Raw genomic sequence first — 16,569 nt, forward strand, 5'->3', positions numbered from 1 at the left:
CGGCCTTTTCGTGTCGATTGTTACAGCACCTCACATGCGAGGCATCACGATCACGTATTCTCAAGTTGCATATTGGCGCGGCGCGCATTTAGCTTACTTCCCATAACAAGACGGCCCTGAATGCCACCTGTACGGAGGACCCCTATGCGACAGACACCAAGGCGACAGACCCCGCAGGCGCGCGTTAAGGCGGCGCGAAACAAACACATCTTGTGGGGCGGGCTTGGTGTTCTTGGGCTTCTGATCACTTTGGCTGCATCCGGCATGGCCCGCGCAGATGATGAAAACATCATCTCCTCACATGGATATTCGTTCTACGGCGATCTGACCTATCCGGAAGACTACCCACATTTCGACTACGTAAATCCCGACGCGCCAAAGGGCGGCGAATTGGCCATTCCGTTTGTCGGTACTTTGGATTCGATGAACCCATATGCGCGTCAGGGCAGGGCGCACCTGTTCTCCGTGATGATGTATGAAAGCCTGCTGGGCGAGGCGCCGGGCGGCGGGGCCGCGCCAGCGGACGTCTATGCGGAATATTACTGCCTTCTGTGCGAACGCCTAGAATACCCCGAGGACAAGTCCTGGGTCATCTTCTACATGAGGCCCGAGGCACGGTTTTCCGATGGTACACCTGTAACGGCCCACGACATCGCCTTCAGCCACAACCTGCTGCTGGATCAGGGTTTCAAATCCTACGCCGATGCGGTGCGTGCGCGCATCCCCAAAGTCGAAGTGATCGACGATCTTACCATCAAATTCTACTTCACCGATGGCATCTCGCGCCGCTCGCTGATCGAACAGGTCGGCACTGTGCCCGCCTGGTCCAAGGCGTGGTACGAGGAAACGGGCGCCAAGCTGAACGAAAGCCGCCTCAACATCTCGCCCGGTTCTGGCGCCTACATGGTCGAAGACGTCGACATTTCCCGCCGCATCGCGCTCAAGCGCAATCCGGATTACTGGGGCAATGACCTGCCGTTCAACGTGGGGCGCAACAACTTTGACCGCCTGCGGGTCGAGATGTTTGGCGACAGCGCGGCTGCGTTTGAGGCTTTCAAGGCCGGCGAATACACGTTCCGCGCCGAAGGCGACAGCCGCCTCTGGGCCACGCAATACAACTTCCCCAAAGTGCAGTCGGGCGCGGTTGTGACAAAGGAACTCTTCAACGGTTCACCGCCTGCACCCACGGGCATCATCTTCAACCTCGCCTCCGAACCGCTCAAGGACCGCCGCGTGCGCGAGGCCGTGGCCCTGGGCTACAATTTCGAATGGACGAACGCGAGCTTGCAATACGGCCTCTTCCAGCAACGCTCGTCCTTCAGCCAGGACACACCGGTGATGGCGACGGACGCGCCAGTGGGGCTTGAGCTGGAGTTGCTGCAATCCCTCGGCGATCTCGTGCCCGAAGAGGTGCTGACAGAGCCCGCCCGGATGCCACACACGTCAAACCCGGATACCCTGCGCGACCGGCGTAACCTGCGCACGGCGATGCGCTTGCTCGACGATGCAGGTTGGGAAGTTGGGGACGATGGGGTGCGCCGGAATGCAGATGGCGAGACACTCAAGCTGAACTTCCTGTTCAGCAGCGCCTCCTCGCCCACGCTGACAGGCGTGATGGAAAATTTCGTGGCAAACGTCTCCTCCATGGGCATCGACATCACGCTGGAACGGGTCGACTCGTCCCAGTTCACATCGCGCGAGCGTGACCGCGACTACGACCTGATCTATGACCAATACGCCGCCTTCATCGGCACCGGCACAGGGCTGCGCCAACGCTTCGGCTCCCAGGATGCTGCATTTTCGCTGTTCAACCCGGCCGGTCTGGCAAGCCCCCTGATCGACGAGCTGATCAATATCTCCCTGCGCGCCGAAACCCGCGAAGAGGAAGAAGCAGCCATGCGCGCGCTGGACCGGGCGCTGCGGCACGAATTCTTCATGGTGCCGCTCTGGTACAACCCCGATCACTGGGTCGCTTACTACGACATGTACGAACACCCAGAAGAAATCCCGCCCTACAATCTAGGCTACCTCGATTTCTGGTGGGTGAACGAGGACAAAGCCGCCGAACTCCGAGCCTCCGGCGCTCTGAGGTAACGCAATGGGCCCCTATGTCCTGCGCAGACTGCTGTTGGTCATCCCGACTTTGCTTGGCATCCTGCTCGTCAACTTCACCCTCACGCAATTCGTGCCGGGTGGCCCAGTGGAACAGGCCATCGCCCGTGCGCAAGGGGGCGGGGACGTCTTTGGCGGGTTTGCCGGGGGCAACAATGATGCGGGCGCGGACGAGCTGGATACAGCCTCCGACAGCACCTATGTGGGCGCGCGGGGACTGCCGCCGGAATTCATAGCAGAACTGGAACGCGAATTTGGCTTCGACAAACCGCCGGTCGAGCGTTTCCTCAACATGGTCTGGAACTACGCGCGGTTCGACTTTGGCGACAGCTACTTCCGATCTATCAGCGTGGTGGACCTGATCATCGAAAAACTGCCGGTGTCGATCACGCTCGGCCTATGGTCCACCCTGATCGCTTACCTTGTGTCGATCCCCTTGGGCATCCGAAAGGCGGTCAAGGACGGCACACCCTTTGACACCTGGACCTCTGGCCTCATCATCGCAGGCTACGCGATCCCCGGCTTTCTCTTTGCCATCCTCTTGCTCGTCCTTTTCGCAGGTGGCAGCTATTTCCAGATCTTCCCACTGCGGGGTCTGACTTCGGACAACTGGGACGACCTCAGCACCATCGGGAAGGTGCTGGACTACTTCTGGCACATCACGCTGCCGGTCCTCGCGGGCACCATCGGCGCCTTTGCAACGCTGACGCTTCTGACCAAAAACAGCTTCCTGGACGAGATCAAGAAACTCTACGTCATGACCGCCCGCGCCAAGGGGCTGTCTGAACGCAGCGTGCTTTACGGCCACGTGTTCCGCAACGCGATGCTGATCGTGATCGCGGGCTTCCCGGCGGTGTTTATCGGCGTGTTTTTCGGCGGCTCACTGATCATCGAAACCATCTTCTCGCTCGATGGTCTGGGACGTCTCGGGTTCGAGGCTGCCGTGGCGCGCGACTACCCAATCGTGTTCGGCACCCTCTACATCTTCGGCCTCATCGGCCTGCTTGTTGGTATCCTTTCGGACCTGATGTATGTGCTGGTCGACCCCCGGATCGACTTTGAGCGGAGGGAAGGCTGATGGCATTGCAAGAGCCGATCACCGAACCGCCCGCACAGCCGGAACCGACGCCCGTTGCGGTCCCGGCACCAAAGCGCCCGTTCTTTTCCCTATCACCGCTCAACCAGCGCCGCTGGCGGAATTTCAAGAAAAACCGCCGCGCCTATTGGTCACTGTGGATCTTCTCGATCCTCTTCGGCCTGTCGCTGATCGCGGAATTCATCGCCTACGACAAACCGATCCTCGTGCGCTACCAGGGCGAATTCTACACACCGATCTGGAACTTCTACCCCGAAACCGCCTTTGGCGGCGACTTCAGAACCGAAGCCAGTTACCGCGACCCGGAGGTCGAATGCCTGATCGTGTCCGGCGGGCTTGAGGCCTGCTTCGACGACCCAGAAGGCGTGATCGAAGACGCGCAAGACGGTGAAGTGGATGGCGAGGCCATCACCAAGGGTTGGACCATCTGGCCGCTCATTCCCTACAGCTACGACACCGCCGTGGACCGCCCCGGCGCAGCCCCGCTGCCGCCAAATGGTGAAAACCTGCTCGGCACCGACGGCACCAAACGCGACGTGATGGCGCGCGTCATCCACGGGTTCCGCCTGTCCGTCCTCTTCACGCTCATCGTTACCGGCGCATCAGCCATCGTCGGCATCATCGCAGGCGCTGTGCAGGGCTATTTCGGCGGACGCACCGATCTGATCTTCCAACGGATCATCGAGATCTGGTCCTCTACGCCCAGCCTCTATGTCATCATCATCATGTTCGCGATCCTGGGGCGAAGTTTCTGGCTTCTTGTGTTCCTCCTGATCCTCTTCGGCTGGACTGGCCTCGTTGGCGTGGTACGCGCGGAATTCCTGCGGGCGCGCAACCTGGAATACGTCCGCGCCGCCCGCGCGCTCGGCGTCAGCAACCTGACCATCATGTTCCGGCACATGCTGCCCAACGCCATGGTCGCGACGCTGACTATGCTGCCCTTCATCATCACAGGGACAATCTCGTCCCTCGCGGTCCTCGACTTCCTCGGCTTTGGCCTGCCGTCCTCCGCCCCCAGCTTGGGCGAGTTGACGCTGCAGGCCAAACAGAACCTGCAGGCCCCCTGGCTTGCCTTCACCGCCTTTACCGTGTTCGCCGTAATGCTCAGCCTGCTGATCTTCATCTTCGAAGGCATCCGCGACGCGTTCGACCCACGAAAGACCTTCACCTGATGGCACTTCTGCAAGTGAAAGACCTGCATGTCGGCTTCCGGCAGGACGGGCAATTGACCGAAGCGGTCAAGGGCGTTTCGTTCCACGTCGATCGGGGCGAGACGGTGGCGCTGGTGGGCGAAAGCGGCTCGGGCAAGTCGGTGTCGGCCCTGTCCACCGTGTCCCTCCTTGGCGACAGCGCCGAGGTGTCGGGGTCCGTGACCTACGACGAACAGCAGATGATCGGCGCAGACGAAGCGCTGTTGCGCAAGGTGCGCGGCAACGACATCTCGTTCATCTTTCAGGAGCCGATGACATCGCTCAATCCGCTCCACACCATCGCCAAACAGCTGGGCGAAAGCCTGGCGTTGCACCAGGGCATCGCCGGCGACGACGCGCGCGCGCGCATCCTTGAGCTGCTGGACAAGGTCGGCATCCGCGACGCGGAAACCCGCCTGACCGCCTATCCGCACGAGTTGTCAGGCGGCCAGCGCCAGCGCGTGATGATCGCCATGGCGCTGGCCAACAAACCCGACATCCTGATCGCGGACGAGCCGACCACCGCTTTGGACGTGACGATCCAGGCGCAAATCCTCGAACTGCTGGCTGAACTCAAGCAATCCGAGCGTATGGGCCTGCTGTTCATCACCCACGATCTCGGCGTCGTGCGCCGCATCGCCGACCGCGTCTGCGTCATGCAGAACGGTGAGATCGTGGAAACGGGCCCTACCAAAGACATCTTCGACAACCCCCAGCACCCCTACACCCAAAAACTGCTCAGCGCCGAGCCCAAGGGACAGCCCGCGCCCGTCCCGCAGGATGCCGAACTGGTGGCCGAGACGGAACATCTCAAGGTCTGGTTCCCAATCACGGCGGGCTTGCTGCGCCGCACGGTTGGTCACGTCAAGGCCGTCAACGACGCCACGATCAAGGTGCATGCAGGCGAAACCGTCGGCATCGTGGGCGAAAGCGGCTCCGGCAAGACCACGCTGGCATTGGCGATCATGCGCCTGATCTCGTCCGAGGGGCGGATTGTCTACATGGGTCAGGACATCCGCGCCTGGTCGGTGCGCGAGTTGCGGCGGTTGCGCAAGGACATGCAGATCGTGTTCCAGGACCCGTTCGGGTCGCTGTCCCCCCGCATGACCGCCATGCAGATCATTGCCGAGGGGCTTGGCGTGCATGGCATCAGCGATGGCCGCCAGCCGCGCGAGGTGGTGGCGGAGGTGATGGCCGAAGTCGGCCTCGACCCGATGACGATGGACCGCTACCCACACGAGTTCTCCGGCGGACAGCGCCAGCGCATAGCGATTGCGCGGGCCATGGTGTTGCGCCCGAAGCTGGTGGTGCTGGATGAACCGACCTCGGCCCTCGACATGACGGTGCAGGTGCAGATCGTGGAATTGCTGCGCGGGCTGCAGCAGAAATACGGGCTTGCGTTCCTCTTCATCTCCCACGACCTCAAGGTCGTGCGTGCCATGAGCCACAAGATGCTGGTGATGAAACAGGGCGACGTGGTCGAGCAGGGCAATGCAGACGACCTGTTCGAACGGCCCCAGACGGACTACACGCGCCTTCTGCTGCAAGCGACGCATTGATGACGGGCGACGTGCGTTGACCCGTCCGGGCCAACGACACCCCGCCCGCCATCCCTTCAGGCCAGCGCCAGACCGACGACCATGGCGCTCAGCGCCACAACGTGGATGGTCGTCATCGCCATGTCATTCCAGCGCAAGCCGACGATCAGCCAGCCGAACATGCCAATCAGAAACAGGTACATGTTCAGCGGCGCGAGGCCAAAGGCCGTTGCCGCATATCCGAATACCTGAATGATCGACGCGCCCCACTTGATCGTGTTTGTGTCAGTGGAGCGTCGGACAATCGCGTTCACAGCCGGGCCAGATCAATGCACTTGGTCCGCTTGCCCTGCCACCAGCGGGTCCGGGGCAGGGTCACGCGCACGCAAGGTTGTTGACGGGTCGCAGTCATGAAAGTCTGAGCATAAATATCAAGCATGGTTTACCTCTTGGGGAGAGAGTGATCGTGTTTATATGGTGGGGTATGAGCGCTGCAGATGCGACTCAATTGGATTTGCAATGTGTAAGCTGAGATGACATATGGACTGGCGTGATCTTCCCCCCTTGGCGGCCCTGCGCGCCTTTGCCGCCTTTGTCGACACGGGCAGTGTCGTCGCGGCGGGGCAGGCACTGTCTGTCAGCCATGCCGCCGTCAGCCAGCAACTGCGCGCGCTCGAGGCGCATCTGGGCGTCAGCCTGTTTGACCGCTCTGGCCGCGCCATAAAGCTCACCGAGCATGGCGAGATACTGGCTCAGGGCAGCGCGGACGGGTTCAGCAGCATCGCCCGCGCGGTCGCTCTGGTGACGGGGGCCGAGGCGGCGCGCCCCCTGCACATCTCGCCCACACCCAGCTTTGCGGCGGCCTGGCTCATGCCCCGCCTGTCCGAGTTCCGGACAAAACACCCCGAGATCAACCTGGTGCTGAACCCGACCTCCGACATCGTGAAGCTGACGCCCGGCGGTGTTGACCTGTCGATCCGCTACGGCGTCGGCGGCTGGGACGGGCTCGACAGTGAATTGTTGGTGCCCACGTCGATGGTCGTCGTCGCCGCACCACACCTCGTGGACGGACGTGACGTGTCGAATCCCGCCAACCTGGGCGCGCTGCCGTGGCTGGAAGAGATCGGGACAACCGAAAGCTCGCGCTGGCTGACGCAACGGGGGGCCGCCAACATGGCCAGAGGGCCAGTGACCCAGGTGCCTGGCAACCTCATGCTGGACGGGGCGCGGGACGGGCAGGGCGTCGCCGTGACGGTCCGCAATTTCGTCAATGCGGACATCGCCGCTGGTCGCCTGATCGTCTTGCATGAGGATGCAACCGAAGGTGCCGGCTACCACATCGTCACGCGCCCCGGCATCCAGCGCCCGGCGCTGCGCAATTTCATACGTTGGATCAGAAAGGCCGCCCGCGCATGACCGTGTTCCTTGCCCTGATCGGTCTGTTCGGCGCGGCGCTGATATGGCGGGCCTGGCGCAAGCGGCAATGGCAGCAAGAGGTGCTCGCCTCGCGCCTCACGGATGCCGAATGGCAGATCATGCTGCGCGAGGTTCCCCTGGTCCGCAAACTGCCGCCCACCTTGAAAGCCCCGTTCGAAGGCAAAGTTGCCCTGTTCCTCAACCAGGTGGATCTCGTGGGCTGCAACGGGCTCGACGTCAGCGATGAAATGGCGCTCAGCATTGCGGGGCAGGCCGCTCTGCTCGTGGTGGGGACCGATGCCTGGTACACGCATCTGACAACGGTCCTGATCTATCCCGGCGCGTTCAAATCCCGGCAAACCCGCCAGGACGGTTATGTCGTGACCGAGGAAGAGGTGGTGCGCCTCGGCGAAAGCTGGTCACGCGGCCCGGTGGTGCTGTCCTGGCAGGACGCCCGGCAGGGCGGCTTCAATGACGAGGACGGGTTGAACGTCGTTCTGCACGAATTTGCCCATCAACTTGATGACCTGTCCGGCCAGACGGACGGCGCCCCGCCGATGGCACCGGGGCAAAGCCTTGCGGCCTGGGCCGAGGTCATCATCGACGCCTATGATCGGCACGTGGCAAATGTCGACGCAGGACGCCGCACGGTCATCGACCCCTATGGCGCCATGAACCACGAAGAGTTCTTTGCCGTCACGGTCGAGCTGTTCTTTGAACGTCCCGATGCACTGCAACGCGCAGAACCCGAGGTCTACCGCCAGCTCTCGATCTTGCTGAATGTCGATCCGGTCAACTGGTCCTAGGACTGGGGCCCGACCATGAAACAGGTGACATTGCGCGATTGCAGACGACGGCACGCCAGATCGGCGCCGTCGCGGGTCATGCCCATGAAATTGGCATCGAACCCGGTGGGGCGCCGCACGACCTTGCGCAGCGAGCCGTCGAGCGACGACATCTCGGCCAGCGCCGTCTGCAGCAGCACCTTCTCGGCGTGATACCGGCTGGGATAGCGCCCGATATTCACACCCCAATGGCGCCCGCCCGAGGTCGAGACACGGGTGACAACCTCCGGCTCCTGTTGCAGTGCCACTTGCGTGGGACGCGCTTCGGGTCGCACGGTGGGCACAAGGGCTGCCGCCACCGCTGCGGCAGCGACGGCTGCCGTTGTTTCATTGGTTTGCGCGGCGGCAAGGGCCATTTGAATGTCATCCGGCTGGACGGTCGAGGCCACCACCGGCGCTTCGGCTTCGGCCACCAAAACGGGGGCTTCGGTGCCGGGGCGCATTTTCGGGCGATAGCTGGTCTTCACAGCGCCGCTGAGGCGAATGATTTTCCCCGCGCTTCTGGGCGCATCCTGATTGCCCGCAATAACGACGTCCTCGTCACCGGGCACATAGCTGGGTTTTACAGGCTTGCGCACCGGCGCGCGGCTAGGGGCCCGACGGAAGCCAAGGTCCAGCAATTCGGCCACCTTCGCGTTGCGCGAGGCCGTCGATTTGCCACCAAAGACGGTGGCGATGATGCGCTCGTTTCCACGCTGCGCCGAGGAGACCAGGTTAAAGCCTGCCGCACGGGTGTAGCCCGTCTTGATCCCGTCTGCGCCCTGATATGCCGCCAGCAAACGCCGGTTCGTGTTGCGCACATCGGCAATGCCCGCATGGGTCGAGGTGCGCGAGAACAGGTTGTAGTACTGCGGGAAGTCGTAAAACAGGTGCCGCCCGAGGATGGTCATGTCGCGCGCGGTCGAAAGGTGCCCGCTTTCGGTCAGGCCATGCGCGTTCTTGAACGTTGTGCGGGTCATGCCCAGCGACTTGGCGGTGCGGTTCATCCGCCGGGCAAAGGCCGCTTCGGACCCCGAGATGCCTTCCGCGATGGCGGTGGCCGCATCATTGGCCGACTTCACCGCGGATGCACGCACGAGGTAGCGCAGCTTGATGCTCGACCCGGCTTTCAGGCCCAGCTTTGACGGAACTTCCGCTGCGGCTTTGCGCGACACCTTGATCTTGGTGTCCATGGTGATCTCGCCCCGTTCAACCGCCTGGAACACGACGTAGAGCGTCATCATCTTGGTCAGGGACGCGGGGTGCAGCCGCGTGTCGGCGTTGCGCGAATGCAAAACCTCGCCCGTCCGCGCGTCCATCACCATGGCCGCATAGGGCGCCGCCCTGACCGAGGCGGGGACGATGATCACCATCCACAAAATCGCAAATAGAATGAGCCCTAGCCGGGCCGGCTGTGTGCGCCGAACCTTCACGGTAAACCTGCCTATGTCTGCCTCCGGCCGCCGACTATTCGGCTGACCTTTTTGTAATTGCCGACAAGCTAACACAGGTCGCAAAAGCGATAAAGTGTTGATGCACCACACGTTTCCGTTTTTCCGCCGATGCCGCGCTCAACATCTTGGGTGTGCGGATCATTGCGGCCCCAATAGGGCGATTGTGGCAGGAATGTGGCGGCTGTTACCGTGTGGTGCGCAGAAAGTCGGGGAAAGCACCGAGGTCGGGCAGGGCCGCATAGCGCGCATGGGTATCCGGCGCCTCTGCAGCCTCCAGATCCCAGGCCAGATCGTGGGGCACAAACACCCCAAAGCCGCCCGCGTCGATCATCGGGCGGACATCGGATTTCATCGAATTGCCGATCATCATGCCACGGTCGGCCCCGCCATGGGCGGCAAAAATCCGGGCGTAGACCGAAGGCGTCTTGTCCGAAACGATCTCGACCCCGTCAAAGAGGTCGCCCAGACCCGATTGCGCCAGTTTCCGCTCCTGATCCAACAGATCGCCCTTGGTGATCAGCAGCACAGGCCCATGCTCCTTCGCCACGGCCACCGCGTCCTCCGCATGAGGCAACAGGTCGATAGGGTAGGCCAGCATCTCTTGCCCCGCAGCAATCAAATCGCTGATCACTGCACCGGGCACCCGGTTCTCGGTCACCTCCAGCGCTGTCTCGATCATCGACAACACGAAGCCTTTGACGCCAAAGCCATAATGCCCGATGTTGCGCCGCTCGGCGGCCAGCAACTGCGCATCCAGATCCGGTACATCCACATGGGGCGCCAGCAGCTCAGCAAACCGCTCCTGCGTCAGCTTGAACACACGCTCGTTGCGCCACAGCGTGTCATCTGCATCGAACCCGATACAGGCCGGTTCAAACCCCATCCCATTCACCACGGCGCGACAATCCGCACCGCCCTCTTTCCTAAATGCGTGGTGGCGTTATATAGGGTGATCCAAGTTCACCAAAAGATTCCCGGCTCCAAGAGGACGCGCATGCTCCAAGACATGCACATTTTGGCTCACAAATCCGCAGGTCCCGCGGATGATGACGGCGACACCGCCGTCGTCACCGACGTCAAGCCCAAGACCAAGCGCCCGCCGCTCTACAAGGTGCTGCTCCTGAACGACGACTACACGCCGATGGAATTCGTGGTGCACGTGTTGGAACGCTTCTTCGGCCTCAACCACGCTCAGGCGTTCGAGATCATGTTGACCGTCCACAAGAAAGGTCTCGCCGTCGTCGGGGTCTTCAGTCACGAGATCGCGGAAACCAAGGTGACGCAGGTGATGGACTTTGCCCGCCGCCACCAGCACCCGCTGCAATGCACCATGGAAAAAGAGGAATAGGCTGCCTACGTGCTAGGTGATCGCCTGCCCCTGGCGCTCGAAGCGATGGACGCTTTGGGCGATGGCCCCGTGGCCGTCCTGCATCCGCCCGAGGATGCGGACCTATCGGCCCTGACCAAAGAGAACGTTCATATCGTGTCGCCTCTGGTTACGGTCTGCCAACGCTTCGAACAAATGGGCTACACCGTCTCTCCCGAACTGGCCAAGGATACCCGCTTTGCCGCCAGCATCACCTGCCTGACCCGCGCCCGGGCCGAAGCGCAGGCGCTTGTCGCCGCCGCAACGGCCCAGACGGACGGCCCGGTGATCGTCGATGGTCAAAAGACGGACGGCGCTGATTCCATGCTTAAGGCCCTGCGCCAACGCACCGACACCAGCGCGCCCATCTCAAAAGCGCATGGCAAGATCTACTGGCTCGCCGGTGGAACCGACCTTTCCGATTGGGCGCGCGGCCCCGAACTGCACCCCGGCGGCTTCTGGACCGCGCCCGGCGTTTTCTCTGCCGACGGCGTCGATCCGGCCTCTGCTCTCTTGGTCGAAGCCTTGCCTGAAACCATGGTCGGCAGCGTTGCGGACCTCGGCGCAGGCTGGGGATACCTTTCGGCGCACCTCCTGACCCGCGACGTCCAGACCGTGCATCTGGTCGAAGCCCACGACATGGCCCTGCAATGCGCCCGCCACAACGTCACCGACGACCGCGCGCAATTCCACTGGGCCGACGCCACCACCTGGACGCCGCCCGAAAAGGTGGACGCCGTTGTCATGAACCCGCCCTTCCACAAAACGCGCAGCGCCGATCCCTCCATCGGCCGCAGCTTCATCACCAACGCGGCGCGCATCCTGCGCCCCCACGGCGCGCTCTGGATGGTCGCAAACCGGCACCTGCCCTACGAGGATACCCTCGCGTCCAACTTCGCCAAAGTGGTTGAACTGGACGGCGATGCGCGGTTCAAACTGGTGCGGGCCGAGCGGCCCAAGCAGAGAAAAAGGTAACACATGTCCTTTTCCATCAACGGCAAGACAGCGATCGTGACAGGTGCCGCCAACGGCATCGGCCTCGCTATCGCACGGCACTTTGCAGATCGCGGCGCCAATGTGATGTGCGCCGACATGGACGAAAAGCGGTTGCACGCCGAGCTTGGCGACGTCGCGGAAGAGGGGAACGTCCGCTACTTCGCGGGCGATCTGCGCCAGCGCCTGACCATCGCCAACCTCGTGTCGGCCACCATCGACGCCTTTGATCAGGTGGATATCCTCGTTAACGCCTCGCGGCAGGTGATGCCCACCGATGCGCTTGATCCCGAAGATACCTCGGTTGAAACCCTGATCGAACAGAACCTGATGACGGCCCTGCGCCTGACGCAGCAGGTTGCGCGCCGGATGATCAAGCAGGCCAAGGACGACACCGAGTCGGCCTGCGTCGGGTCCATCATCAACCTCAGCTCCATCGCCGCGCACCAGACGCGGCCCGAACTTCTGGGTTATTCCATCGCATCCGCAGGGCTGGAGCAGATGACACGCTCCATGGCTCTCGCGCTGGCCCCACAGCGCATCCGCGTCAACGCCGTCGCTTTCGGCTCGGTCATGTCGGCCTCGCTCAAATCCGCCATCGGTGAAAACCCCGAATGGCGGGACGAGATCGAAACACGCACGCCCCTGCACCGCATAGCCAGCCCCACCGAAATGGTGGACGCCGTGCAATTCCTCGCCTCCGACGGCTCCGGCTTTGTCACTGGCGACGTGATGACCGTGGATGGCGGGCGCAGCCTGCTCGACCCGGTCGAGGCCCCGGCGCACTGACGTTTTGCGCTTTGCCCCCGCGCCTCGGGTGCGCTAGAAAACTGTCAACCAAACAGGACAGTGCGCAATGACCGAACACTTCGACACCCAGAAAACCCGCGCCGCCGCGTGGTTCCGACAGTTGCGCGACGACATCGTCGCCGCCTTCGAAGGGCTGGAGGACAGCCATGCCGAGGGCCCGATGTCCGATGGCACCCCCGGACGGTTCGAAGTGACGGAAACCAAGCGCACGTCGGATGACGGATCGGACGCGGGCGGCGGGCTGATGAGCGTCATGCGCGGCGGTCGTGTCTTTGAAAAGGTCGGCGTGAACGTCTCGACCGTTTACGGCACGTTGGGCGAACGCGCACAGATGGCCATGGCCGCCCGCAAAGGCATTCCGGGGATGAAGGATGACCCACGGTTCTGGGCCTCGGGCATCAGCCTCGTCGCCCACATGCAGAACCCCCATTGCCCGGCGGTCCACATGAACACCCGCATGTTCTGGACGCCCCACGCATGGTGGTTCGGCGGCGGGTCCGACCTGAACCCCTGCCTCGAATATGACGAGGATACAGCCCATTTCCACGCCCAGCAAAGGGCGCATCTCGACCCCCATGGCGACGCGCACTACCCGCGGCTCAAGGAATGGGCGGACGAATACTTCTACATCCCCCACCGCAACCGCGCCCGCGGTGTTGGCGGCATTTTCATGGACGACCACAACACCGGCGATTGGGAGGCGGACTTCGCCCTGACCCAGGACATCGGCCGCGCCTTCCTGCCAGCCTTCACGCCGCTGGTCGAAAAGCGTCGGGTGCAGGATTGGGACGAGGCTGACAAGGACGCACAACTCGTGCATCGCGGGCTCTATGCCGAATACAACCTGGTCTATGACCGGGGCACCAAATTCGGGCTCGAAACCGGTCACGATGCGAATGCCGTTCTGATGTCTCTGCCGCCTCTGGCCAAGTGGGTGTGATAGGATACGAACGCTGAATTTACGTTTTGTATAAGTAACTTAACGGTCGTTAACTGTTACCCCTGGGTAACCTCAAAACGCGGCAAGGATACCCGCGACATCGACCCCGTGCAGCGATCCCGCAATGCGGCCCGGCGTGGCGTGCAGCCGCGTGGCGACAAACCCGTCCGCCACCGCGTGGGGCGCCGTTCGGATCAGCACCGACCCCGCAAGCAACAGCGCCGCCCGTTCGGCAAACGCCCGCGCCTCGCCCTCCGCGGGCAGCCCAGGCCACCGCGCGCGATGATCCTTCAGCGCCTGATCGTATTGCGCATCATTGCCCCGCGCCGCATCCAGTTGAGCGGCCATGGCCTCGGCCGCATCCGGCTCCCGCGCCAGCGTCCGCAGGATGTCGAGGCAGATCACATTCCCAGACCCTTCCCAAATCGAATTGAGCGGCGCCTCGCGGTAGTACATCGGCATGGAGGTGTCCTCCACATATCCCATGCCACCCAGTGCCTCCATCGCCTCAAGCGTGACACGCGGGCAAAGCTTGTTGTTCAGGAACTTTGCCAAAGCCACGCTGATCCGGGCAAAGGCGCGCGCGCCGGGGTCGTCAAAGGCCGCAGCCACATGTAGCCCCAACCGCGTCGCCGCCTGCCAGTCCAGGATCAAATCCGCCAAAACGGCCTGCATCAACGGCTGATCAATCAGCGTCTTCTGAAACGCGCGCCGGTGCCGCACCCAGTGCATGGCATGCGTGAGCGCTCCGCGCATCAGCCCAGCAGGCGCCATCGCGGTGTCGAGCCGCGTGTGATGCACCATCTCGATGATGGTCTGAACACCGCGGCCTTCCTCTCCCAACTGGTGGGCAAGCGCCCCGTGAAATTCGATCTCGGATGAAGCGCTGGCCTTGTTGCCCAGCTTGTCCTTCAGTCGCATCAGGTGAATGGCGTTGCGTTCACCGTCCAGCCAGCGCGGCACAAGAAAGCATGTCAGTCCATGATCGGTTTGCGCAAGGGTCAGGAACCCGTCCGACATGGGCGCCGAACAGAACCACTTGTGCCCCGTCAGATGCCAGTGGTCACCATCGCGCATCGCGCGTGTGGTATTGGCCCGCACGTCCGATCCGCCCTGCTTTTCCGTCATGGCCATCCCAAGCGTGGCCGAGGTTTTCTGACGGATCGGCAAAACACGTGGATCGTAAGACCGCGCCGTCAGCTTCTGCACCCACACCTCCGCGAGCTCCGCGTTCACCCTAAGGGCAGGCACACCGGCATGGGTCATGGTCAACGGACAGCAATGCCCTGGCTCGACCTGGCTCGCCATATAGACCATCGCGGCGTGCTCGACATGGCGGCCGCCATCCCAGGCCGTCGCGGCATACCCTGCAGCTTGGCTGAGCGTCATCATGTCGTGATAGGCGGGATGAAAGGCAACTTCGTCCAGCCGCCGCCCGCCCGCATCGAATTGGATCAACTCCGGACCGTGGCGGTTCGCAGCGCGGCCCTTTTCCCGGGTTTCGGACAGACCAAGCACTGCGCCGTAGTCCGACAGATGCTCCGACCGCAATGTCGCGAGGATCGGGTCATCGGCAAAGAGATTGATGTCGCCCATCGGGCCCGGTTGATTCTCAACCTCATGCGTCGGCAGGCGGGTGCGCGGATCGGACATGGAATAAGCCTGTGCTTCACTGACCACGCGCGTCAAGGGCGCGTGCATTGAAGTGAGCGCGCCGGTCCCATCTTCCCTGTTTCAAAAAAATCCTCCCCGAAGGGTCGGGTGGCCACCGGGCCCGACAAATGGGGCTCTGCCCCAGCGCGATGCGCCTCCCAGGAGTTTCTTTGGCAAAGTGAAGGGATCAGTGCCAGTCGAAGAAGCCGGGGCCTGCCGCTTTCAGCAAGTGCTGACCAAGCTCGGTGCCCATGGCCGCACCATCGCTGACCGGCCCTTGGCGCGTGCCACTGATCGCGTCCGATCCGTCGGGCCGCAGCACTTCGCCGGTCAGGGTCAGTGTGTCACCGTCAATCGTTGCGAGCCCGGCGATCGGTGTTTCGCAGGAGCCATCGAGCGTGAACAGAAGCTGCCGTTCGGTGGCCACGCGGTGCCCGGTGGCTGCGTCATGGATCGCTGCCAGCAACTCGGCGGTATTGGTGTCGTCAATCCGCCGCTCGATGCCGATGGCGCCTTGGGCGATGGCGGGCAGCATGTCGGTGGGTTCAATCGGGGTGGCGGGCACCTCGGTCATGTCGAGGCGGTTCAGGCCCGCATGGGCCAGAAAGGTGCAGTCAGCTAAGCCATCGGCCAGCTTCTGCAGGCGTGTCTGCACGTTGCCGCGAAACTCGACGACGTTCAGGTCGGGCCTTTTGAACAAGAGCTGCGCGCGGCGGCGGAGGGAGGACGTCCCAACTGTGGCGCCCTCGGGCAGGTCGGCGATGCGGCTTAGACTGTGCGAGATGAAGGCGTCGCGCACATCCTCGCGCGGCAGAAAGGTGTCTAGGATCAAGCCCTCGGGCTGGACCGTTGGCATGTCCTTGGTTGAATGCACCGCGATGTCGATCTTGCCGGCGAGCAGGTCTTCCTCGATCTCGCGGGTGAAGAGGCCCTTGTTCCCGATCTCTTTCAGCGGGCGGTCCGCGTCGATCATCGACCGGTTGTCGCCGGTGACCTTGATCACCACAATCTCGAACGCTTCTTCCGGCAGATCGAAGGCAGTGCCAAGACGCTGACGCGTCTCATGGGCTTGGGCAAGGGCGAGGGGGGAACCGCGGGTTCCGATCTTGAGCGGAGCGGCGGGAGAGGGTAGGCGCACAGTCATGGCTTTATCTTTTAGGTGTGTCAACTTATGTTG

General features: G+C 62.7%; 16 protein-coding genes. 10 read left to right on the top strand and 6 right to left on the bottom strand.

Annotated features, from left to right (window positions below):
* The first annotated feature begins 144 nt into the window (after nt 1-144).
* The 4 genes from FD715_RS13410 to FD715_RS13425 are packed head-to-tail and all read left to right on the top strand — an operon-like array spanning nt 145 to nt 5,957.
* Complete coding sequence (locus FD715_RS13410; protein WP_147110449.1) at nt 145-2,094, top strand: extracellular solute-binding protein; 1,950 nt, start codon at nt 145-147, stop codon at nt 2,092-2,094.
* A gap of 4 nt (nt 2,095-2,098) precedes the next feature.
* The gene (locus FD715_RS13415; protein WP_147110451.1) at nt 2,099-3,190 is read left to right on the top strand and encodes a microcin C ABC transporter permease YejB; all 1,092 of its coding nucleotides are present in this window, start codon (nt 2,099-2,101) and stop codon (nt 3,188-3,190) included.
* A complete protein-coding gene (locus tag FD715_RS13420; RefSeq protein ID WP_147110454.1) occupies nt 3,190-4,380 on the top strand; it encodes an ABC transporter permease in 1,191 nt (396 codons plus the stop codon). The genes FD715_RS13415 and FD715_RS13420 overlap by 1 nt, the downstream gene beginning before the upstream one ends.
* Nucleotides 4,380-5,957: an ABC transporter ATP-binding protein gene (locus FD715_RS13425; protein WP_147110457.1), complete on the top strand. Its 1,578-nt coding sequence runs from the start codon at nt 4,380-4,382 to the stop codon at nt 5,955-5,957. Before FD715_RS13420 ends, FD715_RS13425 begins: the two co-directional genes overlap by 1 nt.
* A 56-nt stretch (nt 5,958-6,013) precedes the next feature.
* Here the strand turns inward: FD715_RS13425 and FD715_RS13430 are convergent, their stop codons facing one another.
* A complete protein-coding gene (locus tag FD715_RS13430; RefSeq protein ID WP_147110460.1) occupies nt 6,014-6,250 on the bottom strand; it encodes a DUF6552 family protein in 237 nt (78 codons plus the stop codon).
* A complete protein-coding gene (locus FD715_RS22945; protein WP_255450651.1) occupies nt 6,247-6,375 on the bottom strand; it encodes a hypothetical protein in 129 nt (42 codons plus the stop codon). The genes FD715_RS13430 and FD715_RS22945 overlap by 4 nt, the downstream gene beginning before the upstream one ends.
* A 101-nt stretch (nt 6,376-6,476) precedes the next feature.
* Here FD715_RS22945 and FD715_RS13435 point away from each other — a divergent pair, with 101 nt between their 5' ends.
* Both FD715_RS13435 and FD715_RS13440 read left to right on the top strand, forming a co-directional pair.
* Nucleotides 6,477-7,352: a LysR family transcriptional regulator gene (locus FD715_RS13435; protein ID WP_147110463.1), complete on the top strand. Its 876-nt coding sequence runs from the start codon at nt 6,477-6,479 to the stop codon at nt 7,350-7,352.
* Nucleotides 7,349-8,158, top strand: a complete 810-nt coding sequence (locus FD715_RS13440) for a zinc-dependent peptidase (RefSeq protein ID WP_147110467.1) — start codon at nt 7,349-7,351, stop codon at nt 8,156-8,158. The genes FD715_RS13435 and FD715_RS13440 overlap by 4 nt, the downstream gene beginning before the upstream one ends.
* On the opposite strand, the gene FD715_RS13445 is transcribed toward FD715_RS13440, so the two are convergent.
* The gene (locus tag FD715_RS13445; RefSeq protein WP_370455402.1) at nt 8,155-9,609 is read right to left on the bottom strand and encodes a D-alanyl-D-alanine carboxypeptidase family protein; all 1,455 of its coding nucleotides are present in this window, start codon (nt 9,607-9,609) and stop codon (nt 8,155-8,157) included. The genes FD715_RS13440 and FD715_RS13445 overlap by 4 nt on opposite strands.
* Before the next feature lie 205 nt (nt 9,610-9,814).
* Nucleotides 9,815-10,513, bottom strand: a complete 699-nt coding sequence (locus FD715_RS13450; protein ID WP_147110473.1) for an HAD family hydrolase — start codon at nt 10,511-10,513, stop codon at nt 9,815-9,817.
* Between the two features lie 123 nt (nt 10,514-10,636).
* Between FD715_RS13450 and clpS the strand changes: the two genes are divergently transcribed.
* The 4 genes from clpS (at nt 10,637) to hemF (ending at nt 13,739) form a co-directional block, all read left to right on the top strand.
* Nucleotides 10,637-10,978 carry an ATP-dependent Clp protease adapter ClpS gene (clpS, locus tag FD715_RS13455; RefSeq protein ID WP_370455405.1) on the top strand — a complete coding sequence of 114 codons (342 nt, stop codon included), beginning with the start codon at nt 10,637-10,639 and terminating at the stop codon, nt 10,976-10,978.
* 9 nt (nt 10,979-10,987) lie between these two features.
* Nucleotides 10,988-11,971, top strand: coding sequence for a class I SAM-dependent methyltransferase (locus FD715_RS13460; protein WP_147110480.1), 984 nt, complete (start codon nt 10,988-10,990; stop codon nt 11,969-11,971).
* A 3-nt stretch (nt 11,972-11,974) separates the two neighbouring features.
* Complete coding sequence (locus FD715_RS13465) at nt 11,975-12,778, top strand: SDR family NAD(P)-dependent oxidoreductase (RefSeq protein ID WP_147110483.1); 804 nt, start codon at nt 11,975-11,977, stop codon at nt 12,776-12,778.
* Nucleotides 12,779-12,845: 67 nt separating this feature from the next.
* Entirely contained in the window at nt 12,846-13,739 is an 894-nt protein-coding gene (hemF, locus tag FD715_RS13470) for an oxygen-dependent coproporphyrinogen oxidase (RefSeq protein WP_147110486.1), read from the top strand.
* A gap of 72 nt (nt 13,740-13,811) precedes the next feature.
* Here the strand turns inward: hemF and FD715_RS13475 are convergent, their stop codons facing one another.
* Both FD715_RS13475 and hemC read right to left on the bottom strand, forming a co-directional pair.
* The gene (locus tag FD715_RS13475; protein WP_147110871.1) at nt 13,812-15,392 is read right to left on the bottom strand and encodes an acyl-CoA dehydrogenase family protein; all 1,581 of its coding nucleotides are present in this window, start codon (nt 15,390-15,392) and stop codon (nt 13,812-13,814) included.
* Nucleotides 15,393-15,579: 187 nt separating this feature from the next.
* The gene (gene hemC / locus FD715_RS13480; RefSeq protein WP_147110489.1) at nt 15,580-16,536 is read right to left on the bottom strand and encodes a hydroxymethylbilane synthase; all 957 of its coding nucleotides are present in this window, start codon (nt 16,534-16,536) and stop codon (nt 15,580-15,582) included.
* Nucleotides 16,537-16,569 lie beyond the last annotated feature (33 nt).

The organism is Tateyamaria sp. syn59 (assembly GCF_007995245.1).
Lineage (GTDB): Bacteria > Pseudomonadota > Alphaproteobacteria > Rhodobacterales > Rhodobacteraceae > Tateyamaria.